A 24,085-nucleotide genomic window follows, 5' to 3' on the forward strand; every position below is an offset into this window, starting at 1 on the left:
TGATGTCCCGACCGGATGACAGCGGGACAGCGACGACAGGAGTCGGGGGACATGGGAACGATGATTCATCGCATGATCGGCGGCGTGGTGGTGCTGGCCTGGCTATGGATGGTGTGCCACCTGCAGCGCTGGGCTCCTGCGCTGGATGTCGCGGCGTCTTCCAGTATCGGGCGCGCGGGCAGTGGTGCCGACTACGTGCTGTTCCTGCCGTTGCTCGCGGCGACCTTGCTGATCTTTCCCGATTTCTTTGTGGATCGCTTCAGCCCTTCCTCCGAACTGACCAACGAGCCGTTGCTCGGTGCGGGTTTCTGGCGGTTCTTCGGTTATTTCGCGCTGCTGGTGAGCTGGGCATTGCTGCAGCTTTTTCGCTGATGTTCTGTGCAAAAGATGGAGGACATAATGATTGCGATATGGATGGCCGCTTTGGTGTTCGCTGGCAGCACGCCGGCGCAGACGGTTCCCAAGCAATATGAGGTGAAGCATTTTTTCGTGACACCACGTGCGGCAACAGGTCGGTCGTTGGACCTGAATGCCGATGCCAGTGATGGCGCCCATATATACGTAACGGCCACGCCATGACCAGCTATGTCGCGCTGTTGCGTGCCGTCAACGTGGGTGGTACCGGCAAGTTGCCGATGAGCGAACTCAAGGCCATGTGCGAGGCGGCCGGCTTTGAAGACGTGCGCACGTATATCGCCAGTGGCAACGTCGTGTTCACCAGCAAGCTGGCCGAAAAGGCGGTGAAGCGGGCGCTTGAGCAGCGGCTGCGGGATTACGCGGGGAAACCGGTCGGTGTGATGGTGCGCAGCGCGGCTGAAATGGCGGCGGTGCTGTCGGCCAATCCTTTTGCCGAAGCGGCGGGCAATCGCACGGTGGCTATTTTCCTGGACGCGCCTCCACCGGCGACGGCCTTGCACGATGTCACCGGTGCGAAGGGCGAGCAGCTTGCGCTGGGGCGACGCGAAATCTACGTGCATTACGGCGATGGCATGGCCGACTCGCGCCTGAAGATTCCGGTTGCGAAATCGGGTACGGCGCGCAACATGAACACGATTGCCAGGCTGGCCGATATGGCTGCCGGTCGCGGCAAGGCATGATTCCGCATATCAGCCAGGAAACGAGTCCATGAAGATCCTGATTTTTGGTGCCACCGGCATGGTCGGTCAGGGCGCGTTGCGCGAATGCCTGCTCGCTGATGACGTGACCTTGGTGCAGACGGTCGGACGCACTGCGACCGGCCAGCAGCATCCGAAGCTGATGGAGTTGGTGCATCGGGACCTGTTCGATTACGCCGGCGTCGAAGCCGAACTGGAAAACTTTGATGCCTGCTTCTTCTGCATTGGCGTGACCTCGTCCGGCATGGACGAGGCGCAGTACACGCGACTCACGCATGACCTCACCTTGGCGGCGGCACAGGTGCTGGCGCGGTTGAATCCGCCGATGACCTTTGTCTATGTTTCCGGTGCCGGCGCGGACAGCAGCGAAACCAGCAAGACCATGTGGGCGCGCGCGCGCGGACGGCTGGAGAACGCTCTGCAGCGATTGCCGTTCAAGGCGGTGTACGTGTTCCGCCCCGGCATCATCCAGCCACTGCACGGCATCCGTTCGAAGACCGGTTCGTATCGCTGGTTCTACACGCTGACCCGGCCGTTACTGCCGGTGTTGCGCGCGTTGATGCCGAATACCGTGCTGAGCACCGAGATCGTCGGCCGCGCGATGCTAGCGGTCGCGAGGCACGGTGCGCCGAAGGCGGTGCTCGAAGCGGCGGATATCAGCGCGCTGGGCCGATGATCCATCGACCCAGCACCGCTCCTGCTGCAGCACGACGAACGTCTTGAAGCCGCCGTAAAACATCTGCTTGAGCCAATGGCTTGGGTTGCTGTCGTACTGTGGAGGATGATCGGCGCGTGTCGTGGCGCCGCGTACGTGCTGTGAGGAACCGCGGTGCTTCATCTACATCAAATGGCTGCGTGAGAGGCGGTGCCGGGTTATCCAGGTAGCTGACATGGTTCAAGCAACTTCGCTCATTGATGCGGGTGCGCGGCGTACCGCCTTTGTCATGGCTGGTGGTGGCAGCCTGGGCGCGGTCGAGGTGGGCATGTTGCAGGCCTTGCTCGACTGGGGCGAGACACCGGCCTTCATGGTGGGCGCATCCGCGGGTGCGATCAACACAGCCTACTTTGCCGGCGATCCGACACCTGCCGGTGCCCGCGAGCTGGAGCGCATCTGGTGTGTGCTGAAACGGCGTGATGTGTTTCCGTTCAATCTGGGCAGCGTGGTGCGCTTGTTGCGTCATCGCGACCATCTGGTGGATTCCGATGGCTTGCGGCGCCTGCTCGAACGGTATCTGCACTACCGACGGATTGAAGATGCCGCCGTGCCGATTCACCTGGTCGCTTCGGACATGCTGACCGGGCAGGAGGTGCTGTTGTCGGCCGGTTCGGTGGTCGACGCGGTGCTGGCCAGTGCGGCCATTCCCGGCGTGTATCCGCCAGTGCAGATCGGCGGACGCTTGCTGATTGACGGTGGTGTGGCCAACAACACGCCGATCTCGGTGGCGATCGGCCTCGGCGCCACGCGGGTCATCGTGCTGCCCACCGGGTTTGCCTGCGCACTCGACAAGGCGCCGACAGGTGCGATTGCGCGAGCAATGCACGCACTCAGTCTGCTGGTAGCTCGCCAGCTGGTGCAGGATGCCGATCGTCTTGCGCAAGGTGCGGTCGAGCTGCGCATCGTGCCCAGCCTGTGCCCGCTCGACATATCGCCCTACGACTACTCCGCGGCGGCGGCACTGATCGCCCGCGCGAAAGCGGGTACCCGTCGCTGGCTCGAACAGGGCGGGCTCGATCGCGCGGGTACGCCGGCGCAATTGCGCGAGCATCACGACTGACCAGATCGATCGCACGCTGGCGAGTGTGCGTGTCGGCAGAGCTACAGAGACATCGGATGTCCCTGCAGCAGCCGTTCGATGTGATCAGGTACCGGTGCCTGCCGACGGTGGCTTTGGGAACCCCATCCGTGTTGCGGATGATCAGGTGCAGGTGACCATCAGCTGCTGCATCGCAGCTGGCAGACATGAGGCACTTTCAGGAGCGAGTGCGGACAGGGAGCAGGGTGCGCGTTGCGGGCTGCCCGTGCCGCGAAAAAGTGGTACACCCGTCCTTTTGACCCACGTGGCAGGGGTTACCCTGCGTCGACAGGGCGTGAGCTGTTTGGCCATCCATTGCGTGACAAGGAGTGGGAGAGCGCTGCGGACCAGGCAAAGCGCAGCTGCCACCACGGACCACCTCAACAGCCACGAATCCAGGGATTTCGGCATCGCATCGCGATGTCGGGTACGACCGGTAGCAGGTGTTTTCTGTACCGGCGAAGCGAAGCAGTAACCAACCGAACCGCCCAACTCTGAGGAAAATCCTGATGAACAACCACAACCGTTTCGAACGTAGCGGCCCGCTGACTGAACTGACCAGCTATCCACAATGGGCTCAGGACATGGTGGCTGATTGCGAAAGCGCCAAACAGGGCGTCGTGAACCATGAGATGTGGGACCTGATGCGGGCAGCCAGCCTTGATCCGGTGTCCACGGCCAATTTCATGATGGGCATCTGGCCGGTCATCGAGCGCTTCCCGGCCTACATGGCGTTGAGCCTGCTCAAGACCCGTTTTGGTCGCAGTCCCGGCGACAATCTCGCGCGACGCTGGTTGGTACGAAATATCCGCGTCGAACAGAATCATGCCGAATATTGGCTCAACTGGGCCGAAGGCGCAGGTGTGGAGCGTGACGCGGTGCTGCACGGTCGGGCTCCGCATGGCACGGGAACACTGGCCAGCTGGTGTGAGGAGATCTGCACCAATGGCTCACTTGCCGCCAGCATCGCCGCCACCAACTATGCCGTCGAGGGCGCCACTGGCGAGTGGTCGCAAAAGGTTTTTGAGAGTAAAACCTATGCCGACAGTTTCCCGTCACAGGTCAGGGTGGGCAGCTTGCGATGGTTGCAACTGCATGCCGCGTATGACGACACCCATCCGTGGGAAGCCTTGGAGATCGTCTGCACCTTGATGGGGACAGCGCCATCTGCCGAAGAGGTGGCGCATGTCGGGGATTGCATCAAGCGAAGCTATGTAAGCATGCGCATCAGCATGGATCGCTGCATTGAAACGCAGCACGAGTTTGAGGTGATAAGCGAAGCCGCTGCCTGAAGGAACGGGACACGGCTGCGGCAAAATGCGACGATAGGTCCATGACGTATAGGTCATGAGAGGGACGATGGGTATCGCCAGGACCACCTTGCAACGGCCGTTGTCCCGACGCCTGATGCCGTTGGCATATGCGCTGGTCGTCATGGTGGGGCTGATTCTCGCTCTGACCTGGGGAGCACTGCAGGTTCAGATCACTCTCGCTGGTTTCCTGAACGGCGAGAGTCTCTGGTCCAAGGCACAGAAGCAGTCGGTGATTGATCTTGAAGCCTATGCGACTGGCGGCAACGCTGCAGACCTCGCCGACTTCCGACGGAACTACGCGATACTCGAAACTGATCGCTGGGCGCGGGATGCCATAGCGTCCGGCAGCTTCGACCAGGTGAAGGTGAGGCAGGCATTCGATCGCGGCGGCGTCATACCTGAAGCCATCCCGGGGATGATCTTCATACTCGATCACTTTTCCTCCGCCCCGCACATGAGCGGGGCATTGCAGGCGTGGTACTCGACCGACGACTCGATCGCCCAGCTTGGCGACATTGCGCGCGAGCTGCAGGATGCCCATGCGGGCAACGGGCTTTCGGACGCGGGAATCGTCCAGCAGCGCAATCGAATTCACACACTCAGCCGTTACATCGAGCCGCGCACCAACATCTTTTCGCTGGAGATTGCGCGCGGTGCCGCCTGGATCGGCAGGATATTGTTCGGCAGCGTTTTCGGCATTGCATGCATTGCGATGCTGATGTGGTTGAGTATGGCGCGCCGCATCCTGGTCAGCGTTCGCGGTAGCGAGGAACGTTATCGCCTGCTGTTCGACAGTGCCGCCGATGCGATCGTGATGGTCGATGAAGCCAGCGGACGGATTCTGGACGTCAACCACACCGCCTCGGTGTGGACAGGGCGCGATGCGGATGAACTGATCGGCGACCGTTTCGTGCATCTGTTCACGCAGCCGCTCTCAGGGCAGCAAGCCGGACGGGCGGCGAGCAACGCCTTGCTCGGTGCGGACGGCAGCAAACGACCGATCGAGACGCAGAGCAGTCTTGCCCACTGGGGCAATCAGCCGGTGCGCCAGGCAATCATTCGCGACATTTCCGAACGGGTGGCGATGGAGCAGGAGCGTCGCGTGGCGGCCGAAGCGCTGGCCAGCATCGCCGAAGGTGTGATCATCGCCGATGCTGAGCGCCGGGTGATCTCGACCAATGCCGCGCAGGTCCAGCTCACTGGTTTCACCAGCAAGGCGCTGCAGGGCAAGCGCCTTGACGACAACCGCCGCTTGCCTGGCGGCAAGCCACTGCCGCAGTCGATCTGGGACAACGTGGCCGCCGGCCACAACTGGCTTGGCGAAGTGCAGACCACTCGCAATGACGGCAGCAGCTATCCCGAACACCTGAGCATCAGCACGATACGCAATGCGGACAACCAGGTGGTCCATTACGTCGCGGTGCTCACCGACGTCCATGAAGCGAAGGCCAGCCAGCGGCGGCTAGAGCATCTGGCGCGGCACGATCCGCTGACTGGACTGGCCAACCGGGCGGAGTTCGAGCGGTGCTGCAGTGAAGCGATTGCGGTGGCCGAGCGCGAACGGCTGGCGGCGGTGGTGTTGTTCATCGATCTGGATGCCTTCAAGATCGTCAACGACAGCTACAGTCATGCGATCGGCGACCGTCTGCTGGTCAAGGTGGGCGAACGTATTCGTCGGCAGTTGTCCGACGGCGACGTGGCCGGGCGTATCGGCGGCGACGAGTTCACCGTATTGATCCCGCGGCTGGGCTTGCGCGAGGACGCCAGAGCGATCATCAATCGACTGCTGGTCACGCTGTCCGAGCCGGTGCTGGTGGACGACTACGAAATTGTGCTGAGCGCCAGTATCGGCGTGGCTGGTTATCCGCTGGATGGCGACAATGCGGCGGCGCTGATCGCGAATGCCGATGCGGCCATGTATGCGGCGAAAACCGAGGAACGCAATACGTTCCGTTTCTACACGCCGATGATGCACGCCGACACCCGTCGTCGCCTGCAACTGGCGACCGAGTTGCGCCAGGCGCTGGCGCGCAACGAATTCCAGCTGGTGTTCCAGCCCAGTATCGAGCTGCGTTCAGGGCGCATCGTGGCGGTGGAGGCGCTGTTGCGCTGGCAGCATCCCGAGCGTGGCGAGGTGTTGCCGGGGGAATTCATCCCGGTGGCGGAAAGTCTGGGCCTGATCCGTCGTATCGACGAATGGGTGATGCAGGCGACTTGCGCGCAAATCCAGGCGTGGGACCTGGCTGGCGTGCCGCCGATCCGCGTGGCGGTCAACGTGTCGGCACGTTGGTTCGGTCACCCGGCTTTCGTCGACGGCGTAAGCCGGGCCTTGCAGTCCCGGCAATTGTCCGCGCAGCGACTGCTGCTGGAGATCACCGAAAGCGCGATGCTGCGGCTTGGCGACGACACCGAGCGCACCATGCGTACCCTGCACACGCTCGGTATCGAGGTGGCGATCGACGATTTCGGCACCGGCTATTCCTCGATGTCCTACCTCAAGCTGCCGGCGGTGGCCTATCTGAAGATTGATCGCTCCTTCGTCACTGGTCTGCCTGGCAATACGAACGATGCAGCCATCACCGAGGCGATGCTGGCGATGTCGAAGAGCCTCGGCCTGACCACGATTGCCGAGGGCATCGAAACCGAGGCGCAGCACGATTTCCTGCTGCGTGCCGGTTGCGTCGAAGGGCAGGGCTATCTGTATTCGTATCCGTTGCAGGCCAACGAGATCCAGCATCTGTTGTGCCCGAACCAGCCGCTGGTTCCAGCCAGGCTCAGGCTGGTACCGCCCAGGCGCACCTGAGGTTTTCGCTGCGCAAGCGCTCGCTCAGAGCGGCGCGCAGTGGCGGTTCAACCATTCCAGATCGGCGTCATCCAGCAGCGGGCTGAGCGCGGCGCGCACGCTGGCGTGATAGTCGTCGAGCCAGGCGCGTTCTTCCGGATTGAGCAGGCTCGGCTCCAGCGCGCGGCGGTCGAACGGACACAGCGTCAGCGTCTCGAAGGCATGGAATTCGCCGAATTCGGTCTGCTCGGCCTCAACCACCACCGCCAGGTTCTCGTGGCGGATGCCATGCCGACCGGGCTTGTACAGGCCCGGCTCGATCGAGCTGATCATGCCCGGTTCGAGTGCTACCAGCGCGCCGCCGGCGACCGGTGGGCGGATCGACTGCGGGCCTTCGTGCACGTTGAGGAAGTAGCCCACGCCGTGGCCGGTGCCATGGCCGTAATCCATGCCCGAAGCCCACAGCGGCGCACGCGCCAGTGCATCCAGTTGCGGGCCGCTGGCACCTTTCGGAAAGCGTGCGCGGGACAACGCGATCATGCCCTTCATTACCAGCGTCGCATCGCGACGTTGCTCCGGCGTGGTTTCGCCCAGCGCCAGCACGCGGGTGATGTCGGTGGTGCCGCCGAGATACTGGCCGCCCGAATCGATCAGCAGCAAGCCTTTGGTTTGGAGTGTGCTGTGCGATTCCGGTGTGGCGCGGTAATGCGGCAGCGCGCCGTTGGCCTGGTAGCCGGCGATGGTGGCGAAGCTCTCGCCGACGTAGCCGGGCTGGGTCGAGCGTTCCTCGTACAGCAAGGTATCGACGTCCAGCTCGGTCATCGTCATGCCGGCGGCGAGCCGTTGTTCCAATCGACGGAAGCCACGCACCAGGGCGGCGCCGTCGCGACGCATCACCTCGCGGATATGGTCCAGCTCGGCAGCGCTCTTGATCGCCTTGAACGCGGTGCTCGGGTTGGCCGCCTCGATCCGCTGGACCGCCGGCGCGATCGCTGCGGCGATGGAGCTGACCACCCGTCCGCTGTCCAGCAGCAGACGGTCGGTGGCGCCGAGTTCGTGCAAGGTCGAGGTAATCGAGGCGTAGTCGGCGATGCCGATGCCATCGGCGGCCAGCGCGGCGACCAGTGCATCGCTGAGCTTGGCGCGGTTGACGGACAAGGTGGCGCGGCTGTCGGCCTGCACCAGCAGATGGGCGAGGAAGACCGGATTGCACTCGACGTCGCTGCCACGCAGGTTGGTCAGCCAGGCGATGTCGTCGAGGCTGGACAGCAGATGATGGGTGGCACCGAGCTTGTGCATCGCCTTGCGCAGACGAGCGAACTTGTCGGCGCGCGGTGTGGTGGCATAGGCCGGGTCGTGAGCGACCACTGGCGCCAGCGGCAGCGCGGGACGATCCGGCCAGATCTCACCGGGCAGGTCCAGATCGGTGCGCAGGGTGGCGCCATGCTCGGCCAACCGGCGCTCGATCTGTCGCTGGGTGGTCAGCGCCAGACTGTCGCCAGTGACAGCCAGCACGTCGCCCTCATGCATATGCTGTTGCAGCCATTCCAGATGCTCGGGCATGTGCGGCACGCGCAGCTTCATCAAGGTGACGCCGCTGCCGGCCAGCTGCTGTTCCGCCTGCGAGAAGTAGCGCGAGTCGGTCCATAGCCCGGCGTGCTCGCGGCTGACGATCAGGGTGCCGGCCGAGCCGGTGAAGCCGGACAGCCACGCCCGTGCCTGCCAATGCTCGGGCAGGTATTCGGACAGGTGCGGATCGGCGCTGGGAATCAGTACGGCGGCGACACCATGCTGCTGCATGGCTGCGCGCAGGGCGGCAAGACGGGCGGGGATGGGGTTGTTCATCCAAGCATGCTAGCAGGCGGCCCGCGGTCGTTTCATCCGTCGCGGCGGCACCGGAAATGAACCAAAACAGAGAATTCTCCGTTGCCATCTCGCAGCGGGACGCTTCTGCGGCTAAAATGCCTAATTTCCAGCACGGCTACTTTCCATGACCCCCCTGATTTTCGTCACCGGCGGTGTGGTGTCCTCGCTTGGCAAGGGCATTGCTGCGGCGTCGCTCGCTTCCATCCTCGAAGCGCGCGGACTCTCGGTCACCATGATGAAGCTCGATCCCTATATCAATGTGGATCCGGGCACGATGAGTCCGTTCCAGCACGGCGAGGTCTACGTGACCGACGACGGCGCGGAAACCGACCTCGACCTCGGTCACTACGAGCGCTTCGTGCATACCCGCCTCACCGGCAAGAACTCGATCACCACCGGCAAGATCTACGAGAGCGTGATCCGCAAGGAACGCCGCGGCGATTACCTGGGCGCCACCGTGCAGGTGATTCCACACATCACCGACGAGATCAAGCACTGCATCCACGAGGCCACCCGCGGTTTCGACGTGGCGCTGGTGGAGATCGGCGGCACGGTCGGCGATATCGAGTCGTTGCCGTTCCTGGAGGCGATCCGCCAGCTGCGCATCGAGCATGGCCCCGAGAAGGTGGTGTTCATGCACCTGACCTTGGTGCCGTTCATCAAGGCCGCCGGCGAACTGAAGACCAAGCCGACCCAGCACTCGGTGAAGGAACTGCGCTCGATCGGTATCCAGCCGGACATCCTGCTGTGCCGCTGCGAGCAGGCATTGCCCGAGGGCGAGCGCCGCAAGATCGCGTTGTTCACCAATGTGCCCGAGCAGGCGGTGATCAGTGCCGTCGACGTCGACATCATCTACAAGCAGCCGTTGTGGCTGCATCAGCAGGGGCTGGACGAGATCGTGGTCAAGCGCCTCGGCCTCGATGCCGGTCCGGCCGACTTGTCCAGCTGGGTACGCACGGTCGAGGCGATGGAACATCCGAAGGACGAGGTCAACGTGGCCATCGTCGGCAAATACGTCGAGCACAAGGATGCCTACAAGTCGCTGGCCGAGGCGCTGCGTCACGGTGGCATCAAGCAGCAGGCGCGGGTCAACCTCAACTGGATCGATTCCGAGCAGGTCGAAGCCGATGGCGCGGCCAATGCGCTGGGCCATGTCGACGCGATCCTGGTGCCGGGTGGTTTTGGCAAGCGCGGCTTCGAGGGCAAGATCCTGGCGGCCAAATATGCACGCGAGCATGGCGTGCCGTATTTCGGCATCTGCTACGGCATGCATGCGGCGGTGATCGACTTTGCCCGTCATATCGCCGGTCTGGCCGGTGCCGACTCCAGCGAGAACGACCGCAATACGCCGGACCCGGTGATCGGCCTGATCACCGAATGGACCACGGCCACTGGTGAGGTTGAACAGCGCAGCGATCGTTCCGACATGGGCGGCACCATGCGCCTCGGTGCGCAGGAATGCCGCTTGAAGACTGGCACGCTGGCGCGCGAGCTGTACGGACAGGATGTGGTGCGCGAGCGTCACCGTCATCGTTACGAATTCAACAACCGTTACCGCCAGTCGTTCGAGGATCTGGGCCTGGTGATTTCCGGCAAGTCGATGGACGACCTGCTGGTGGAAATGATCGAGTTGCCGCAGCAACAGCATCCGTGGTTCCTCGCCTGTCAGGCACACCCGGAGTTCACCTCGACACCGCGCGACGGCCACCCGTTGTTCAGCGGCTTCATTCGTGCGGCGCGTGAATACAAGGCCGTGCGCGATGGTGTACGGCTGGCACAGGAGTCGGTGGCATGAAGCTTTGCGGATTCGAGATCGGGCTGGACCAGCCACTGTTTCTGATTGCCGGCCCCTGTGTGGTCGAGTCCGAACAGTTGCAGATCGACACCGCCGGCACGCTGAAGGAAATCACCGGCCGGCTCGGCGTGAACTTCATCTTCAAGTCCAGCTTCGACAAGGCGAACCGCTCCTCCGGCGACAGCTTTCGCGGACCGGGCATGGAGGAAGGCTTGCGCATCCTCGCCGAAGTAAAGCGCCAGCTCGGCGTGCCGCTGCTCACCGACGTGCACGAATACACCCCGATGGATGAAGTGGCGTCGGTGGTCGACGTGCTGCAGACGCCGGCGTTCCTGTGCCGGCAGACCGACTTCATCCAGAAGGTGGCACGCGCCGGCAAGCCGGTGAACATCAAGAAGGGCCAGTTCCTGGCGCCGTGGGATATGAAGCATGTGGTGGCCAAGGCCAAGGCCGTCGGCAACGACGAGATCATGGTGTGCGAGCGCGGTGCCAGCTTCGGTTACAACAATCTCGTCTCGGACATGCGCTCGCTCAGCGTGATGCGCGATACGAACTGCCCAGTGGTGTTCGACGCCACCCATTCGGTGCAATTACCGGGTGGCCAGGGCGCCACCTCGGGCGGTCAACGCGAGTTCGTGCCGGTGCTGGCACGCGCGGCGATCGCAGTCGGTGTGGCTGGCTTGTTTGCCGAGACGCATCCGGATCCGAGCAAGGCACTTTCCGATGGCCCGAACGCATGGCCATTGGGAAAGATGGAAGCGTTGCTGGAAACCCTGATGGAGCTGGATGCCGTGACCAAGCGGCACGGGTTCCTGGAGCAGACCGTTTCCTGATCTACCGGGCGCAGCGATGCGCTCTTTCATTATCATCACAACGAACGCAACGGACACCGCATGAGCACTCTGATCACCCGCATCCACGCCCGTGAAATCCTTGACTCGCGCGGCAATCCGACGCTGGAAGCCGAAGTCACCTTGGCCGACGGCAGCTTTGGTCGGGCCGCGGTACCGAGCGGTGCCTCCACCGGATCGCGCGAAGCGGTCGAGCTGCGCGACGGCGACAAGGCGCGTTATGGCGGCAAGGGTGTGAAGAACGCGGTGGCGAACGTCAACGGTGTGATCGCCGACGCACTGAAGGGTTTCGACGCGGTCGACCAGAAGGGTCTGGACGCCAAGCTGATTGCACTGGATGGCACGCCGAACAAGAGCAAGCTGGGTGCGAACGCGCTGCTCGGTGTCTCGATGGCGGCGGCACATGCGGCGGCTGCGTCGCGCGACGAGCCGCTGTGGAGCTATTTGTCGAACGGCAAGCCCGGTGCGTTGCCGGTGCCGATGATGAACATCATCAACGGCGGCGAGCATGCCGACAACAATATCGACGTGCAGGAATTCATGGTGTTGCCGGTCGGCATGCCAAGCTTTGGCGAAGCGCTGCGCGCCGGCGCCGAGATCTTCCATGCCTTGAAGAGCGTGCTCAAAGGCCGTGGCCTGAGCACCGCGGTAGGCGATGAAGGCGGCTTTGCGCCCAACCTGCGCTCCAACATCGAAGCGCTCGACACCATCCTCGAAGCGATCCATAAGACCGGCTACAAGATCGGCAGCGAAATCCTGCTCGGCCTCGACGCAGCCAGCTCGGAGTTCTACAAGAACGGCAAGTACGACCTGGCCGGCGAAGGCAAGCAGTACAGCTCGGCCGAATTCGTCGACCTGCTGGCCGGCTGGTCGAAGCAGTATCCGATCATCACGATCGAGGACGGCATGGCCGAAGGCGACTGGGCTGGTTGGAAGCTGTTGACCGACACCATCGGCGATCGCATCCAGGTGGTTGGCGACGACCTGTTCGTGACCAATCCGGTGATCTTCCGCGAAGGCATCGAGAAGAAGATCGCCAACTCGATCCTGATCAAGGTGAACCAGATCGGCACGCTGTCCGAAACGCTGGAGGCGATTGCGATGGCGGATGCAGCGAAGTATTCGGCGGTGATCTCGCATCGTTCCGGCGAAACCGAGGACACCACGATCGCCGATATCGCGGTGGCTACCACCGCGACCCAGATCAAGACCGGTTCGCTGTGCCGCAGCGACCGTGTGGCGAAGTACAACCAGCTGCTGCGCATCGAGGAGCAGCTCGGTGCCGCAGCGCGTTATGCCGGTCGAAACGCGTTCCCCAATCTGACCCGTTTGCCGGGCTGAGCGGGAAGATCGCCGACCCATGCTGCGCTGGATCGCCCTGGTTCTGATCCTGATCCTGATCGGACTGCAGCTGAAGCTGTGGTCCGGCAATGGCGGCATGCGCGAAGTGGATGCGCTGCGCGTTTCGGTGAAGAAGCAAACCGACGACAACGCCAAGTTGCAGCAGCGCAATCAGGCCGTCGGCGCCGATGTGCTTGATCTCAAGCATGGCGATCAGGCGGTCGAGGCGCGTGCACGCACCGAACTGGGTCTGATCAAGCCGGGCGAGACCTTCTATCAGGTGGTCGAGCAGCCGGCTCGTGCCGGCAGCACGCTGCCACCGTCCGCCGCATCCGCCGGCTCGCCATGAATTCGCCACAGGTGTGGTGCGTGGTGCCGTCAGCCGGGCGCGGCACGCGCGTCGGCGGCGATTGCCCCAAGCAGTATTTGCCGTTGGCCGGGCGGCCGTTGATCGAACACACACTGGAGCGGCTTGCCGCGCATCCGCAGATTGCCGGTTTGCTGGTGGTGCTGGGGGCGACAGATACGCATTGGCCCAGTATCGGCATGCTGCATGGCAAGCCGGTACTCACCGCTGTCGGCGGAGCGGAACGCAGCGATTCGGTGTTGGCCGGGATCGATGCGTTGCCCGAGGTGGTGGGCGCGAATGATTTCGTGCTGGTGCATGATGCTGCCCGCCCGTGTGTCCGGCTGGCGGATATCGGCAAGCTGATCGAGCGGGCTGGCGCCGTCGATGGTGGTCTGCTCGGCGCGCCGTTGCGCGACACGCTGAAGCGTGCAGACGCCGCCGGCCGCAGCGAACTGACCGAGCCACGCGATCAGCGCTGGCGCGCGTTCACGCCACAAATGTTTCGGCGTGCTCAACTTTCGATGGCGCTGCGCGATGCGGCACGACGTGGTGTGAATGTCAGCGACGAGGCGATGGCGATGGAGCAGGCCGGTTTCGCGCCGCTGCTGGTCGAAGGCGCCGAGGACAATATCAAGGTCACCACGGCAGCGGATTTTGCGCTGGCCGAGTTTCTTCTCGCGAGGACAGCATGATGCGCATAGGCCAGGGTTTCGACGTGCACGCGTTCGGCGACGGCGACCATGTCACGCTCGCTGGCGTGCGCGTGCCGCATCACCGCGGCGTGATCGCGCATTCGGACGGTGATGTGGTGATCCATGCGCTGTGCGACGCGATCTTCGGCGCACTGGCGCTGGGCGATATCGGCCAGCACTTTCCGCCATCGGACGAACGCTGGCGCGATGCCGACAGTCGCCAGTTCCTGCGTCATGCGGCAACGCTGATGGCGCAGCACGGTTACGCGCTGGGCAATGCCGACATCACCGTGATCTGCGAGGCGCCGAAGGTCGGCCCGCATGCGCTGGCGATGCGCGAGAATCTTGCGGCCGATCTGCATAGCGAGATCGGCCGCATCAGCGTAAAGGCCACCACCACCGAGAAGCTCGGCTTCTGCGGTCGTGGTGAAGGTCTCGCGGCGCAGGTTTGTGTTTTGCTTGAACGGCGCTGAGCGCTGCCTGTTCCCATCCGAAGGCCGGTGCGACCGGCGGAGTGTCATGTCCGAATCCGAACTTGCCCAGGCACCATTGCCGTGGGCCTACGGCATACCGCCGCTGACGGCGCTAATGCGCAGTACGCCGGAAGACTTCGTGGTCGAGGAAATCCTCGGCTATGACGCTGAAGGTGCCGGCGAGCACGCCCTGTTGTGGGTGGAAAAGCGCGGCGCGAATACCGACTGGGTCGCGCGCGAGCTGGCGAAGTTTGCCGGCGTGTCGCAGGTCGCGGTCGGCTATGCGGGCATGAAGGATCGTCACGCAGTGACCCGGCAGACGTTCTCGGTGCAGCTGGCCGGCAAACCCGATCCGGACTGGTCGACGTTTCCGCATGCAGAAGTGAAGGTGCTGGCGGCGACGCGGCATTCGCGCAAGCTCAAACGCGGCGCGCTGCGTGGCAATCGCTTCGTGCTGGTGTTGCGCGATGTGCAAGGCGATCGCGCGGCGGCCGAGCAGGTGCTGATGCAGATTGCTGCGCGCGGTGTGCCGAATTACTACGGCGAGCAGCGCTTCGGTCGTGAGGGCGGCAATGTGGCGCAGGCACGAGCGATGTTCGCCGGGCGCCGGGTCGAGCGCGACAAACGCTCGTTCCTGCTGTCGGCGGCGCGTTCGCACATCTTCAACAGCGTGCTGGCGGCGCGGGTCGAGCGTGATGCTTGGGACAGGCCGCTGGATGGTGAGATATGGTCGCTGGCCGGCTCACGCTCGTGGTTCGGGCCGGAGCCGTTCAGTGAGGTGCTGGCCGAACGGCTGGCACGTGCCGATATCCACCCGTCCGGCCCGTTGTGGGGGCAGGGCGAGCCGCCGACACAGGGCGAGGCCGGTGCGCTGGAGCGCGAAATCGGTGCGGCCAATGGCGATCTGGTCGCGGGGCTGGTGTCGGCGCGGATGGATCAGGAGCGCCGCCCATTGCGGTTGATGCCGAAGGATCTGAGGTGGCATTGGCGGGACGATGCTGCGCTGGAGTTGTCGTTCGAGCTGCCAGCCGGCGCCTATGCCACGGTCGTGGTGCGCGAGCTGGCGCAAAGCTAGACGAATAACGCGACACACCAGGCTTTTGTGGGGCGGCTTCAGCCCTTCAATAGCACCACCACTGCGCCGGTGCCACCCATGGCTGGTCGCGCCGAGGCAAACGCGATCACGTCGTCGCGCCGGCGCAGCATGCGGTCGGTGAGACCTTTCAGCACCGGCCCGGCGGAACGTGAGCGCAGACCCTTGCCGTGCACGATGCGCACACAGCGCAAGCCGTGCTGCTTCGCTTCGGCCAGAAACATCACGATGCTGGCCTGCGCGGCGGCGGCATTCATCTGGTGCAGGTCGATGTCGTCCTGCACGCTGAACTGGCCGCGTTTGAGCTGACGTAGCAGCTTCGGCGAGTAGCCGTCACGCAGATAACTCAGCTCCTCGCCGACTTCGAGCAGGGCCGGGTCGAACGCCAAGTCCAGCAACTCGCCGGGCACGGCGGCTTCGTCTGCTTCCAGCATGTGCGGGTACGGTGCGGGCTTGGCGGCCGCTGGCCGCGGCTGCACCGGATCAAGTGGACGCACCTCGCCAATCGCCTCGCGAAACAGGCGGCTGTCGTCATCATCGATCGGAGCGGGTGCTCGGCGCTTCATCCGCACATGCTAACCAACGCGGCGCGGATCGGCACGAATGCGCGCAATTGGCGCCATTTCGTGTGAAACCGGCGGCACGCTCCGGTAGACTTCGGGGAATGAGGCGCGCGCCATCGGGTGATCGGCGGTGCGCCCGCAGTCAGCTTTCGACGGAGCATCATGCGAGTTCTGGTAAGTAACGACGATGGCGTGGATGCACCGGGCATCCGCGTGCTTGCCGAGCGCCTCGGCGCGGTGGCTCAGGTAACCGTGGTGGCGCCCGATCGCGATCGTTCCGGCGCCAGCAATTCGCTGACCCTTGACGCGCCGCTGCGCGTATTGCCGATGGGCAACGGTTACTACCGGGTGGCCGGTACGCCGACCGATTGCGTGCATCTGGCGCTGGCTGGGCTGCTGGACGAAGAGCCGGACATGGTGGTGTCCGGCATCAACAATTCGGCGAACCTCGGCGACGACGTGATCTATTCCGGCACGGTGTCGGCGGCGATGGAAGGACGTTTTCTCGGTCTGCCGGCGATCGCGGTGTCGCTGGTCACGCAGGATCACAAAGGCGTGCATTACGACTCGGCCGCCGAGGCGGTGTTGCTGCTGATGCAGCGCCTGCTGGTCGATCCGCTGCCGGCCGACACCATCCTCAACGTCAACGTGCCGGATCGGCCGTGGGCCGAGATCAAAGGTTTCGAAGTGACCCGGCTGGGTCGCCGCCACCGCTCCGCGCCATGCATTGCGCAGACCGATCCGCGCGGCCGGCCGATCTGGTGGATCGGCCCCGCTGGTGAGGTGGACGATGCTGGCCCAGGTACCGATTTCAATGCCGTGCAGCGCGGATTCGTTTCCGTCACGCCGATCCATGTCGACCTGACCCGTTTCCAGGCACTGGAGAAAGTCAGCAGCTGGATGCAGGCATTGAGCGACGATATGGCGGCAGTCCGGTCCAGCAGCGACGAGGCGGCCTGAGCGATGACTGTCTATCCGTTACCGGCTGCCGATCTGAAAGGCGAGGGAATGACCTCGCAGCGTGCGCGCGATCGCCTTGCGGCCAATCTGAAAGAAGGCGGTATCCGCGATCCACGGGTGATCGATGTGATCCGCAATACGCCGCGGCATCATTTCATCGACCAGGCGCTGCATTCGCGCGCTTACGAAAATACCGCGTTGCCGATCGGTCACGGCCAGACCATCTCGCAACCGTGGGTGGTGGCGCGGATGACCGAGGCGTTGCTCGAGTTCGGCATGCCGCAGAAGGTGCTCGAGATCGGTACCGGCTCGGGTTATCAGGCTGCCGTGCTGGCGGCGCTGGTGCCGCAGGTGTTCACAGTGGAGCGGATCGAGGAACTGCTGCGCCAGGCGCGCCGGCGTTTCCGCCAGCTCGGCCTGACCAACCTGCGCTCGCGTTACGACGACGGCAAGCTCGGCTGGCCTGACGAGGCGCCGTTCGACGCGATCATCCTCACGGCTGCCGGCGACACCATCCCGACCCGGATTCTCGATCAACTCAGTCCCACCGGTGTGCTGGTGGCACCGGTCGGCTCGCCCAGCCGGCAGACGCTGATCCGCATGCGCGGTGACGGGCAGGGCGATTTCACCCAGGAAGAACTTGGCGCGGTCAGTTTCGTGCCGCTGCTGGGCGGGATCGGTTGATGCGTCTGTTCGGGGCACTTTATGCGCGTGCACTGGTATGGGCGCGCGAACCACGGGCGCTGTATTACCTGGGCGGGCTGAGTTTCGTCGAAGCGTTCATCTTCCCGATTCCGCCGGAAGTGATGCTGGCGCCGATGATGCTGGGCAAGCGGCACAAGGCGTTCTTCTACGCCAACATCAGCCTGCTGTGCTCGCTGCTCGGTGCACTGGTCGGGTATGCGCTGGGTCATTGGGCTTTCCAGGCCTTGCGGCCGCTGCTCGACATGCTGCATCTGTCGGCGCCGATCGAGCAGGGCGTGGCGAGCCTGAGTGCGCAGATGCACGAGCATCGCTGGGGCATGTTCGGCGTGCTGATCCTGGCGGCGTTGCAGCCGGTGGTGCCGATGAAGTTCGTCACCTGGGCCTGCGGCATCATCGGCGTGCCGATCCTGCCGTTCCTGGCCTGCATCGGACTTGGGCGCGGCAAACGCGTGTGGCTGCTGGCTCTGCTGATCCGGCTGTTCGGCGAACGTGCCGAGCGGATCCTGCACAAATACATCGAATGGATCGGCTGGGTCGCGCTGGTTGCGCTGGTCCTGTTGCTGGTGTGGTGGCTCTGGTTGCGTTGAGCGTTGGCTGGCTTCAAGGAGCGACATTGCATGAAAAAGCCTGACCGCCTCGGTATGCTGCTGCACATGGATCGATATCTTCAATCGCTGATCGTGCTGGCGACCTCCCTGCTGCTGGCTGCCTGCGGCACCATGCGCAGTTCGGTGGTGGTCGAACCGGCAGCCGGCAGCGGCTACGACAACCACGTTGCCAGCGCGGTGGCGCCGGCTCGCACGCCGATTCCCGGCGGCAGCTACGTCGTGGTGAAAAGCGACACGTTGTACTCGATCGCATTCCGCAAGGGTGTGGATTTTCGCGACCTGGCACAGTGGAACGGCATTGCTGCGCCATACACGATCTGGCCCGGACAGCGGCTGACCCTGTCGCCATCGGGCAGGACAGTTGCCACGCAGACGACTGAGACCCCTCGGGCGTCATCGCCAGTCGTTGTTCCCGCACCACCACACCCTTCGACCACCGCATCGGCGGCCGCACCAGTGTTCGAGCCGGTGACGATACCGACCACGACGTCAACAGCGACGCCGACAGCTGCAACTACGGCGAGTACGACGATGACGGCGCCGCCGGTCACTGCGCCGGTCAAGCCGGTCGTGCCAGCCGTAACTGCCACCACGGCGATCGTGCCGGTGGCAGGCGTGCCGGCACCAGCACCAGCGACAGTGCCGCCACCAACGCCAACCCCGGTTGCCGCTGGTGCCTCACGTGCTGTCAGTGGCGTGAACTGGCGCTGGCCGGCGGATGGCAGCCTGCTCAGTCGCTTCCAGAGTGGTGACGCGATTCCCGGCATCGAGATCGCCGGCAAGTCGGGTGATCCGGTACGTGCGGCCGCCGATGGCGTGGTGGTGTACAGCGGCAACGGCCTGGTCGGCTACGGCGAGCTGGTGATCATCAAGCACAACGACAGCTTCCTGTCGGCCTACGGCCACAATCGCAAGCGGCTGGTGAAGGAAGGGCAACGCGTCAGCGCTGGTCAGCAGGTAGCGGAGATGGGTTCCACCGGTGCCACACGCAACGAATTGGAGTTCCAGATCCGCAAGGACGGCAATCCAGTCGATCCGTTGGGATATTTGCCACCGCGCTGAAGCGGCCACACAGGTCAGTGAGTGCGATCAGCCGTTTGGCAGGATGAATCCGGCAACGACTCGACGCCCTTCGCCCGCCAGCAGGTTGTAAGTGCGTGCGGCGGCAGCGTTGTCCATCACCTCGATACCGATGTTCTTGCGCAGGAAGCCGGCCATGAAGGCGGCTGCCGGAAACACCTGGCGTTCGCCGGTACCCAGAATCACCAGTTCCGGCTGCAACGCCAGCAGGGCGTCGACGTGGCCGGCTTCCAGCGTGCCGACAGCCTCGACCGGCCAGTTTTCGACCGCCCGATCCGGTGCCAGCAGGAAGCTGCTGGAGAGTTCGCGGTCGATCAGGGTGATGCTGTGTGCGCCGACGCGACGCACGAACAGATAGCCTTCGGGACGGTCGAGCGACAGGTCCATCCGCTGCCCTCAGCGCGGCAGCGCGATTTTCGGTTCGTCGGCGTTGCGGCGGAACAGCACGACGACGTGGCCGATCTGGTGGATCTTTTCGGCCTGGGTGCCGCCGGCAAGCACGTCGATCTGCGCCTGGCGCTCGTCCTTGTCACCACCGGACAGCTTCACCTTGACCAGTTCGTGGATGTCCAGCGCCTGGTTCAGTTCCTTGACCACAGCTTCGGTAGCCCCCTTGTTGCCAAGCAGAATGACCGGGCTCAGATCGTGGGCGAGGCTGCGCAGGTAACGGGTCTGCGAGGAGGAAAGGGCCATGCGGTGGTGCTCGATTCGCGGTCAGTGAACGGCAAAGGGTATCATGCGGTATCCCGTTCCCCAATCGGCGACCCCAACGACATGGCCCGCAGCAAAAGCAGCGCAGTCTGGCTGCGCGAACATTTCAACGACGAATTCGTGAAAAAAGCCCAGGCTGAGGGCTTGCGTTCGCGTGCGGTCTACAAGCTGGAGGAGCTGATCGAGCGTGATCGCCTGCTCAAGCCGGGCATCAATGTGGTCGATCTGGGCGCCGCGCCAGGCAGCTGGTCGCAACTGGTGCGCAACCGCCTGGGTGATACCGGCAAGGTGTTCGCGCTGGACATCCTGCCGATGCAGAGCATCGCCGGGGTCGACTTCCTGCAGGGCGATTTCCGCGAGGAGTCGGTACTGCGCGAGCTGGAGGGCCGGTTGGAGGGGCACAAGCTGGATCTTGTACTGTGCGATCTGGCCCCCAATATGAGTGGTGTGGCGCTGGCCGACCAGATCCGCGCGATGGCGCTGGCCGACTTGGCATTGGATTTCAGTCGGCAGTGGCTCAAGCCGGGCGGCTCGTTCCTGATCAAGTTGTTTCAGGGAGTCGGCTTCGACGAATACTTGCGCAGCTTGCGCGCGGAGTTCACCCGCGTAACCATGCGTAAACCTAAGGCCTCACGCGCACGTTCGCGTGAGGTGTACGCACTGGCGGTGGGGCGCAAGCCTTCCGCCGTGTCACCGGGCGAGAACCGTGCATGAATGAAACAGCGAAAAATGTGTTGCTCTGGGTAATCATCGCGGTGGTGTTGTTCACCGTGTTCCAGAGCTTCAATCCGCGCGGTGCGGCTTCTTCCGACCTGCCTTACAGCTCGTTTGTGCAGAGTGTGGACAACGGCAACGTCGCCAGCGCCACGATCAGCGCGGATCAGCCAGCCACGCTCAGCGGCAAACTGAAAGACGGCAGCGCGTACCGTACGGTGGCCCCGATGCTCGGCTTCTCCACCAATGCGGTGGTCAAGCAGATGCAGGACAAGGGCGTCGAAGTTCGTCAGGATCCGTCTGAAGGCTTCTCGTTGATCGGCCTGCTGGTTAGCTGGTTGCCGGTGTTGCTGATCGTAGGCGTATTCATCTGGTTCATGCGCCAGATGCAGTCCGGTGGTGGCGGCCGCGGTGCGATGAGCTTCGGCCGTTCGCGTGCCAAACTGCAGGGCGAAGACCAGATCAAGGTCAATTTCAGCGACGTCGCCGGTTGCGACGAGGCGAAGGAGGAGGTTGGCGAGCTGGTCGAATTCCTGCGCGACCCAGGCCGCTTCCAGAAGCTCGGCGGCAAGATTCCGCGCGGCGTGCTGATGGTCGGCCCGCCCGGTACCGGCAAGACCTTGCTGGCGAAAGCCATCGCCGGCGAGGCCAAGGTGCCGTTCTTCGCGATCTCCGGTTCCGACTTCGTCGAGATGTTCGTCGGTGTCGGCGCCAGCCGCGTGCGCGACATGTTCGAACAGGCCAAGAAGCACGCGCCGTGCATCATCTTCATCGACGAGATCGACGCGGTCGGCCGCCATCGCGGTGCCGGCCTCGGTGGCGGTCATGACGAGCGCGAGCAGACGCTGAATCAGTTGCTGGTCGAGATGGATGGTTTCGAGGGCACTGAAGGCATCATCGTGATCGCCGCGACCAACCGTCCCGACGTGCTGGATCCGGCGCTGCTGCGGCCGGGTCGCTTCGACCGTCAGGTCGTGGTGGGTCTGCCCGACGTGCGTGGTCGCGAACAGATCCTCAAGGTGCACATGCGCAAGGTGCCGACCGCCAGCGACGTGAACGCGATGACCATCGCACGCGGTACGCCGGGCTTTTCAGGCGCCGATCTGGCCAACCTGGTCAACGAGGCGGCGCTGTTCGCTGCGCGCGAGAACGCCCGCGAAGTGCGCATGATTCATCTGGACAAGGCGCGCGACAAGATCCTGATGGGCACCGAGCGCCGCTCGATGGCGATGAGCGAAGACGAGAAGAAGCTGACGGCGTATCACGAAGCCGGCCATGCCATCGTCGGCCGGTTGGTGCCCGAGCATGATCCGGTCTACAAGGTCACGATCATTCCGCGTGGGCGTGCGCTTGGCGTCACCATGTACCTGCCTGAAGGTGACAGGTACAGCATCAATCGCGTGGCGATCCAGTCGCAGCTGTGCTCGCTGTACGGTGGTCGCGTGGCCGAGGAGTTGATCTTCGGCGCCGACAAGGTCACCACCGGCGCCTCCAACGATATCGAGCGGGCCACCAAGATGGCGCGCAACATGGCGACCAAGTGGGGTCTGTCCGACGAACTGGGTCCGATCACCTATGGCGAAGACGAGGACGAGGTATTCCTCGGTCGCTCGGTAACCCAGCACAAGAGCATCTCCAACGAGACGGCCAGCAAGATTGACGAAGTGGTACGTGGCATCCTCGATCGCGCCTATGCGCGCAGCAAGGAACTGCTGACGGAGAATCTCGACAAGCTGCATGCGATGGCCGACGCGCTGCTGCAGTATGAAACCATCGACGCGCACCAGATCGACGACATCATGGCTGGTCGCGAACCCGGTCCGCCGGCGGACTGGACCAAGAGCGCTTCGACCGGGGCGACACCGCCTCCGCCGCCGCCAAGGGGAGACGCTGGCTCGACAGTAGGCAAGGTGGGCGATCCAGCACCACAGAGTCGCAGCGGGCTGGAAGGCTGACCCAAATTTGGACGGCCATAACCGTTTCGTCATGAAGTAGCCGAAGAGGGCGGCCGTTGGCCGCCCTCTTCGTGTATTCCGCCAGCAGCTCGTCGCGTGACACGAGCATTGCGCGTGCCTGGCATGGCAAATATCAGGCTGTATTTTTTGCTGTGTGGTGAATCGCCATGAATAATTTTCAAGAAAAGGGTTGACGCACGGGGGCGGAGTCTGAATAATTCCGCTTCTTGCTTCACCGCCTTGATGCCCAGACATCGAAGCGTCGAAGTAAAAAGTTTTTTCAGTGCGCCCGTAGCTCAGTTGGATAGAGTACCTGGCTACGAACTAGGTGGTCGGGAGTTCGAATCTCTCCGGGCGCACCATTTTTATACGGCGAGGCGGGGTGCTTGCACCCCGTTTTGTTTTCACGGAGAAGTGGCTTTTACTCTGTGGAGACGATGATTCAGAAACATGTGGTGTGCTTCGACACGGATTGACTGAGCGAGGCGTCACCCGTAACATTTCAAGGCTCCGGTGCTGCATGACCGGGGATTCGAAAGCGGGGTATAGCTCAGTCTGGTAGAGCGTTGCGTTTGGGACGCAAAAGTCGGGGGTTCGAATCCCTCTGCCCCGACCAGCGACACGTTCTATCGACAGGGACTGCGCCTGTAGCTCAACCGGATAGAGCATCGGCCTTCTAAGCCGACGGTTGCAGGTTCGAGTCCTGTCGGGCGCACCAGTTACAAGATTTATGGTGGGTGTAGCTCAGCTGGTTAGAGTCCCGGATTGTGATTCCGGTTGTCGTGGGTTCGAATCCCATCATCCACCCCAGTTTCAAAACCAGTTTTCCTGGGCCGTTAGCTCAGTTGGTAGAGCAGTTGACTCTTAATCAATTGGTCGAAGGTTCGAATCCTTCACGGCCCACCAACGCAAAGCAAAACGCCGATCGCTCGCGATCGGCGTTTTGCTTTGCGTTGAAAGCACGGGCATGCGGAACAGATGGTGGATCGGGCTACGCCAAGCAGTTCGCCGGTGTTGCTGGAGCATGCGCAACCTCTCTTTCGGCGCGCTTGTGCTGCAAGGTAGTGCAACCGTAAAATGGTCCGCTTTCGTATAAGGGAATCATCGACTTAGACGGATGTGGCTGGAGGGGGTTGATGTGACTGTCCGGTTTCGTTTGGCAGGCCGGAAATTGGCTTCAATGTCCTGTAGTTACGTGCGTTTGATAAGAATGGCAAGGCGATAGTGGCGGAATTGGTAGACGCACTGGATTTAGGTTCCAGCGGGTAACCCCGTGGGGGTTCGAGTCCCCCCTTTCGCACCATGCCCCGGTGGTTTTCCTTGTTT

General features: G+C 63.3%; 24 protein-coding genes and 6 tRNA genes. 26 read left to right on the forward strand and 4 right to left on the reverse strand.

All coding sequences use genetic code 11. The annotated features are described in order from the left end of the window. Positions 1-51 precede the first annotated feature (51 nt). The 7 genes from IE071_RS04645 (at position 52) to IE071_RS04675 (ending at position 7,024) form a co-directional block, all read left to right on the forward strand. Positions 52-372 (forward strand): hypothetical protein, encoded by a 321-nt coding sequence (locus IE071_RS04645; protein WP_229792752.1) that lies wholly within the window; start codon positions 52-54, stop codon positions 370-372. A 27-nt stretch (positions 373-399) separates the two neighbouring features. Then, on the forward strand, positions 400-579 hold the full coding sequence (locus tag IE071_RS04650) for a hypothetical protein (RefSeq protein ID WP_189439962.1): 180 nt from the start codon (positions 400-402) through the stop codon (positions 577-579). Beyond that, on the forward strand, positions 576-1,097 hold the full coding sequence (locus IE071_RS04655) for a DUF1697 domain-containing protein (protein ID WP_189439963.1): 522 nt from the start codon (positions 576-578) through the stop codon (positions 1,095-1,097). The genes IE071_RS04650 and IE071_RS04655 overlap by 4 nt, the downstream gene beginning before the upstream one ends. Before the next feature lie 28 nt (positions 1,098-1,125). After that, positions 1,126-1,791: an NAD-dependent epimerase/dehydratase family protein gene (locus IE071_RS04660; RefSeq protein ID WP_189439964.1), complete on the forward strand. Its 666-nt coding sequence runs from the start codon at positions 1,126-1,128 to the stop codon at positions 1,789-1,791. 214 nt (positions 1,792-2,005) lie between these two features. Beyond that, positions 2,006-2,890, forward strand: a complete 885-nt coding sequence (locus IE071_RS04665) for a patatin-like phospholipase family protein (RefSeq protein ID WP_189439965.1) — start codon at positions 2,006-2,008, stop codon at positions 2,888-2,890. 527 nt (positions 2,891-3,417) lie between these two features. Then, complete coding sequence (locus IE071_RS04670; RefSeq protein ID WP_189439966.1) at positions 3,418-4,200, forward strand: iron-containing redox enzyme family protein; 783 nt, start codon at positions 3,418-3,420, stop codon at positions 4,198-4,200. Between the two features lie 67 nt (positions 4,201-4,267). Further along, positions 4,268-7,024, forward strand: a complete 2,757-nt coding sequence (locus tag IE071_RS04675) for a putative bifunctional diguanylate cyclase/phosphodiesterase (protein ID WP_229792753.1) — start codon at positions 4,268-4,270, stop codon at positions 7,022-7,024. A 24-nt stretch (positions 7,025-7,048) separates the two neighbouring features. Here IE071_RS04675 and IE071_RS04680 read toward each other — a convergent pair whose 3' ends face one another. Then, the gene (locus tag IE071_RS04680; protein WP_189439967.1) at positions 7,049-8,848 is read right to left on the reverse strand and encodes an aminopeptidase P family protein; all 1,800 of its coding nucleotides are present in this window, start codon (positions 8,846-8,848) and stop codon (positions 7,049-7,051) included. A gap of 145 nt (positions 8,849-8,993) precedes the next feature. Here IE071_RS04680 and pyrG point away from each other — a divergent pair, with 145 nt between their 5' ends. From pyrG to truD, 7 genes are read left to right on the forward strand one after another with little or no spacing between them, the layout of a single operon-like run. Then, positions 8,994-10,664 (forward strand): CTP synthase, encoded by a 1,671-nt coding sequence (gene pyrG / locus IE071_RS04685; protein WP_189439968.1) that lies wholly within the window; start codon positions 8,994-8,996, stop codon positions 10,662-10,664. After that, complete coding sequence (gene kdsA / locus IE071_RS04690; RefSeq protein WP_189439969.1) at positions 10,661-11,497, forward strand: 3-deoxy-8-phosphooctulonate synthase; 837 nt, start codon at positions 10,661-10,663, stop codon at positions 11,495-11,497. Before pyrG ends, kdsA begins: the two co-directional genes overlap by 4 nt. A gap of 60 nt (positions 11,498-11,557) precedes the next feature. Beyond that, on the forward strand, positions 11,558-12,856 hold the full coding sequence (eno, locus tag IE071_RS04695) for a phosphopyruvate hydratase (RefSeq protein WP_189439970.1): 1,299 nt from the start codon (positions 11,558-11,560) through the stop codon (positions 12,854-12,856). Between the two features lie 19 nt (positions 12,857-12,875). Next, positions 12,876-13,205, forward strand: a complete 330-nt coding sequence (gene ftsB, locus IE071_RS04700) for a cell division protein FtsB (protein ID WP_189439971.1) — start codon at positions 12,876-12,878, stop codon at positions 13,203-13,205. Beyond that, on the forward strand, positions 13,202-13,897 hold the full coding sequence (gene ispD / locus IE071_RS04705) for a 2-C-methyl-D-erythritol 4-phosphate cytidylyltransferase (RefSeq protein WP_189439972.1): 696 nt from the start codon (positions 13,202-13,204) through the stop codon (positions 13,895-13,897). The genes ftsB and ispD overlap by 4 nt, the downstream gene beginning before the upstream one ends. Then, positions 13,897-14,370 carry a 2-C-methyl-D-erythritol 2,4-cyclodiphosphate synthase gene (gene ispF / locus IE071_RS04710; RefSeq protein ID WP_189440905.1) on the forward strand — a complete coding sequence of 158 codons (474 nt, stop codon included), beginning with the start codon at positions 13,897-13,899 and terminating at the stop codon, positions 14,368-14,370. Before ispD ends, ispF begins: the two co-directional genes overlap by 1 nt. A gap of 46 nt (positions 14,371-14,416) precedes the next feature. After that, positions 14,417-15,445: a tRNA pseudouridine(13) synthase TruD gene (gene truD / locus IE071_RS04715; RefSeq protein WP_189439973.1), complete on the forward strand. Its 1,029-nt coding sequence runs from the start codon at positions 14,417-14,419 to the stop codon at positions 15,443-15,445. A gap of 38 nt (positions 15,446-15,483) precedes the next feature. On the opposite strand, the gene IE071_RS04720 is transcribed toward truD, so the two are convergent. Beyond that, positions 15,484-16,029 carry a Smr/MutS family protein gene (locus tag IE071_RS04720; RefSeq protein ID WP_189439974.1) on the reverse strand — a complete coding sequence of 182 codons (546 nt, stop codon included), beginning with the start codon at positions 16,027-16,029 and terminating at the stop codon, positions 15,484-15,486. 159 nt (positions 16,030-16,188) lie between these two features. Between IE071_RS04720 and surE the strand changes: the two genes are divergently transcribed. From surE to IE071_RS04740, 4 genes are read left to right on the forward strand one after another with little or no spacing between them, the layout of a single operon-like run. Further along, the gene (gene surE, locus IE071_RS04725; RefSeq protein ID WP_189439975.1) at positions 16,189-16,986 is read left to right on the forward strand and encodes a 5'/3'-nucleotidase SurE; all 798 of its coding nucleotides are present in this window, start codon (positions 16,189-16,191) and stop codon (positions 16,984-16,986) included. Positions 16,987-16,989: 3 nt separating this feature from the next. After that, positions 16,990-17,670 (forward strand): protein-L-isoaspartate(D-aspartate) O-methyltransferase, encoded by a 681-nt coding sequence (locus IE071_RS04730; protein ID WP_189439976.1) that lies wholly within the window; start codon positions 16,990-16,992, stop codon positions 17,668-17,670. Next, positions 17,670-18,278, forward strand: a complete 609-nt coding sequence (locus IE071_RS04735) for a YqaA family protein (protein WP_189439977.1) — start codon at positions 17,670-17,672, stop codon at positions 18,276-18,278. The genes IE071_RS04730 and IE071_RS04735 overlap by 1 nt, the downstream gene beginning before the upstream one ends. A 54-nt stretch (positions 18,279-18,332) precedes the next feature. Next, positions 18,333-19,361, forward strand: coding sequence for a peptidoglycan DD-metalloendopeptidase family protein (locus IE071_RS04740; RefSeq protein ID WP_189440906.1), 1,029 nt, complete (start codon positions 18,333-18,335; stop codon positions 19,359-19,361). Positions 19,362-19,388: 27 nt separating this feature from the next. On the opposite strand, the gene IE071_RS04745 is transcribed toward IE071_RS04740, so the two are convergent. Together IE071_RS04745 and yhbY are read right to left on the reverse strand one after the other, a co-directional pair. After that, positions 19,389-19,766, reverse strand: coding sequence for an Mth938-like domain-containing protein (locus tag IE071_RS04745; RefSeq protein ID WP_189439978.1), 378 nt, complete (start codon positions 19,764-19,766; stop codon positions 19,389-19,391). Positions 19,767-19,775: 9 nt separating this feature from the next. After that, a complete protein-coding gene (gene yhbY / locus IE071_RS04750; RefSeq protein WP_189439979.1) occupies positions 19,776-20,072 on the reverse strand; it encodes a ribosome assembly RNA-binding protein YhbY in 297 nt (98 codons plus the stop codon). A gap of 81 nt (positions 20,073-20,153) precedes the next feature. Here yhbY and rlmE point away from each other — a divergent pair, with 81 nt between their 5' ends. The 8 genes from rlmE (at position 20,154) to IE071_RS04790 (ending at position 24,062) form a co-directional block, all read left to right on the forward strand. Continuing rightward, positions 20,154-20,804: a 23S rRNA (uridine(2552)-2'-O)-methyltransferase RlmE gene (gene rlmE / locus IE071_RS04755; protein ID WP_189439980.1), complete on the forward strand. Its 651-nt coding sequence runs from the start codon at positions 20,154-20,156 to the stop codon at positions 20,802-20,804. After that, positions 20,801-22,759 (forward strand): ATP-dependent zinc metalloprotease FtsH, encoded by a 1,959-nt coding sequence (gene ftsH / locus IE071_RS04760; protein ID WP_189439981.1) that lies wholly within the window; start codon positions 20,801-20,803, stop codon positions 22,757-22,759. Before rlmE ends, ftsH begins: the two co-directional genes overlap by 4 nt. Before the next feature lie 285 nt (positions 22,760-23,044). Next, positions 23,045-23,121 (forward strand) — tRNA-Arg (locus IE071_RS04765). Positions 23,122-23,298: 177 nt separating this feature from the next. Next, positions 23,299-23,375 (forward strand) — tRNA-Pro (locus tag IE071_RS04770). Between the two features lie 25 nt (positions 23,376-23,400). Continuing rightward, positions 23,401-23,477: transfer RNA gene (locus IE071_RS04775), tRNA-Arg, on the forward strand. A gap of 15 nt (positions 23,478-23,492) precedes the next feature. Next, a tRNA-His gene (locus IE071_RS04780) sits at positions 23,493-23,569 on the forward strand. 20 nt (positions 23,570-23,589) lie between these two features. After that, a tRNA-Lys gene (locus IE071_RS04785) sits at positions 23,590-23,665 on the forward strand. A gap of 312 nt (positions 23,666-23,977) precedes the next feature. Further along, positions 23,978-24,062: transfer RNA gene (locus IE071_RS04790), tRNA-Leu, on the forward strand. Positions 24,063-24,085 lie beyond the last annotated feature (23 nt).

It is taken from the genome of Rhodanobacter panaciterrae, from assembly GCF_014651895.1.
Lineage (GTDB): Bacteria > Pseudomonadota > Gammaproteobacteria > Xanthomonadales > Rhodanobacteraceae > Rhodanobacter > Rhodanobacter panaciterrae.

Bases quoted from the DNA above. Each gene is read 5' to 3' on its own strand.
- IE071_RS04650 (WP_189439962.1), top strand. From the start codon at position 400: ATGATTGCGATATGGATGGCCGCTTTGGTGTTCGCTGGCAGCACGCCG.
- IE071_RS04675 (WP_229792753.1), top strand. From the start codon at position 4,268: ATGGGTATCGCCAGGACCACCTTGCAACGGCCGTTGTCCCGACGCCTG.
- IE071_RS04655 (WP_189439963.1), top strand. From the start codon at position 576: ATGACCAGCTATGTCGCGCTGTTGCGTGCCGTCAACGTGGGTGGTACC.
- ispD (WP_189439972.1), top strand. From the start codon at position 13,202: ATGAATTCGCCACAGGTGTGGTGCGTGGTGCCGTCAGCCGGGCGCGGC.
- IE071_RS04740 (WP_189440906.1), top strand. From the start codon at position 18,333: ATGCTGCTGCACATGGATCGATATCTTCAATCGCTGATCGTGCTGGCG.
- IE071_RS04745 (WP_189439978.1), bottom strand. From the start codon at position 19,766: ATGGACCTGTCGCTCGACCGTCCCGAAGGCTATCTGTTCGTGCGTCGC.
- eno (WP_189439970.1), top strand. From the start codon at position 11,558: ATGAGCACTCTGATCACCCGCATCCACGCCCGTGAAATCCTTGACTCG.
- yhbY (WP_189439979.1), bottom strand. From the start codon at position 20,072: ATGGCCCTTTCCTCCTCGCAGACCCGTTACCTGCGCAGCCTCGCCCAC.
- ftsB (WP_189439971.1), top strand. From the start codon at position 12,876: ATGCTGCGCTGGATCGCCCTGGTTCTGATCCTGATCCTGATCGGACTG.
- pyrG (WP_189439968.1), top strand. From the start codon at position 8,994: ATGACCCCCCTGATTTTCGTCACCGGCGGTGTGGTGTCCTCGCTTGGC.
- kdsA (WP_189439969.1), top strand. From the start codon at position 10,661: ATGAAGCTTTGCGGATTCGAGATCGGGCTGGACCAGCCACTGTTTCTG.
- IE071_RS04665 (WP_189439965.1), top strand. From the start codon at position 2,006: ATGGTTCAAGCAACTTCGCTCATTGATGCGGGTGCGCGGCGTACCGCC.
- surE (WP_189439975.1), top strand. From the start codon at position 16,189: ATGCGAGTTCTGGTAAGTAACGACGATGGCGTGGATGCACCGGGCATC.
- IE071_RS04735 (WP_189439977.1), top strand. From the start codon at position 17,670: ATGCGTCTGTTCGGGGCACTTTATGCGCGTGCACTGGTATGGGCGCGC.
- IE071_RS04680 (WP_189439967.1), bottom strand. From the start codon at position 8,848: ATGAACAACCCCATCCCCGCCCGTCTTGCCGCCCTGCGCGCAGCCATG.
- ispF (WP_189440905.1), top strand. From the start codon at position 13,897: ATGCGCATAGGCCAGGGTTTCGACGTGCACGCGTTCGGCGACGGCGAC.
- IE071_RS04730 (WP_189439976.1), top strand. From the start codon at position 16,990: ATGACTGTCTATCCGTTACCGGCTGCCGATCTGAAAGGCGAGGGAATG.
- IE071_RS04720 (WP_189439974.1), bottom strand. From the start codon at position 16,029: ATGAAGCGCCGAGCACCCGCTCCGATCGATGATGACGACAGCCGCCTG.
- IE071_RS04660 (WP_189439964.1), top strand. From the start codon at position 1,126: ATGAAGATCCTGATTTTTGGTGCCACCGGCATGGTCGGTCAGGGCGCG.
- IE071_RS04645 (WP_229792752.1), top strand. From the start codon at position 52: ATGGGAACGATGATTCATCGCATGATCGGCGGCGTGGTGGTGCTGGCC.
- rlmE (WP_189439980.1), top strand. From the start codon at position 20,154: ATGGCCCGCAGCAAAAGCAGCGCAGTCTGGCTGCGCGAACATTTCAAC.
- truD (WP_189439973.1), top strand. From the start codon at position 14,417: ATGTCCGAATCCGAACTTGCCCAGGCACCATTGCCGTGGGCCTACGGC.
- IE071_RS04670 (WP_189439966.1), top strand. From the start codon at position 3,418: ATGAACAACCACAACCGTTTCGAACGTAGCGGCCCGCTGACTGAACTG.
- ftsH (WP_189439981.1), top strand. From the start codon at position 20,801: ATGAATGAAACAGCGAAAAATGTGTTGCTCTGGGTAATCATCGCGGTG.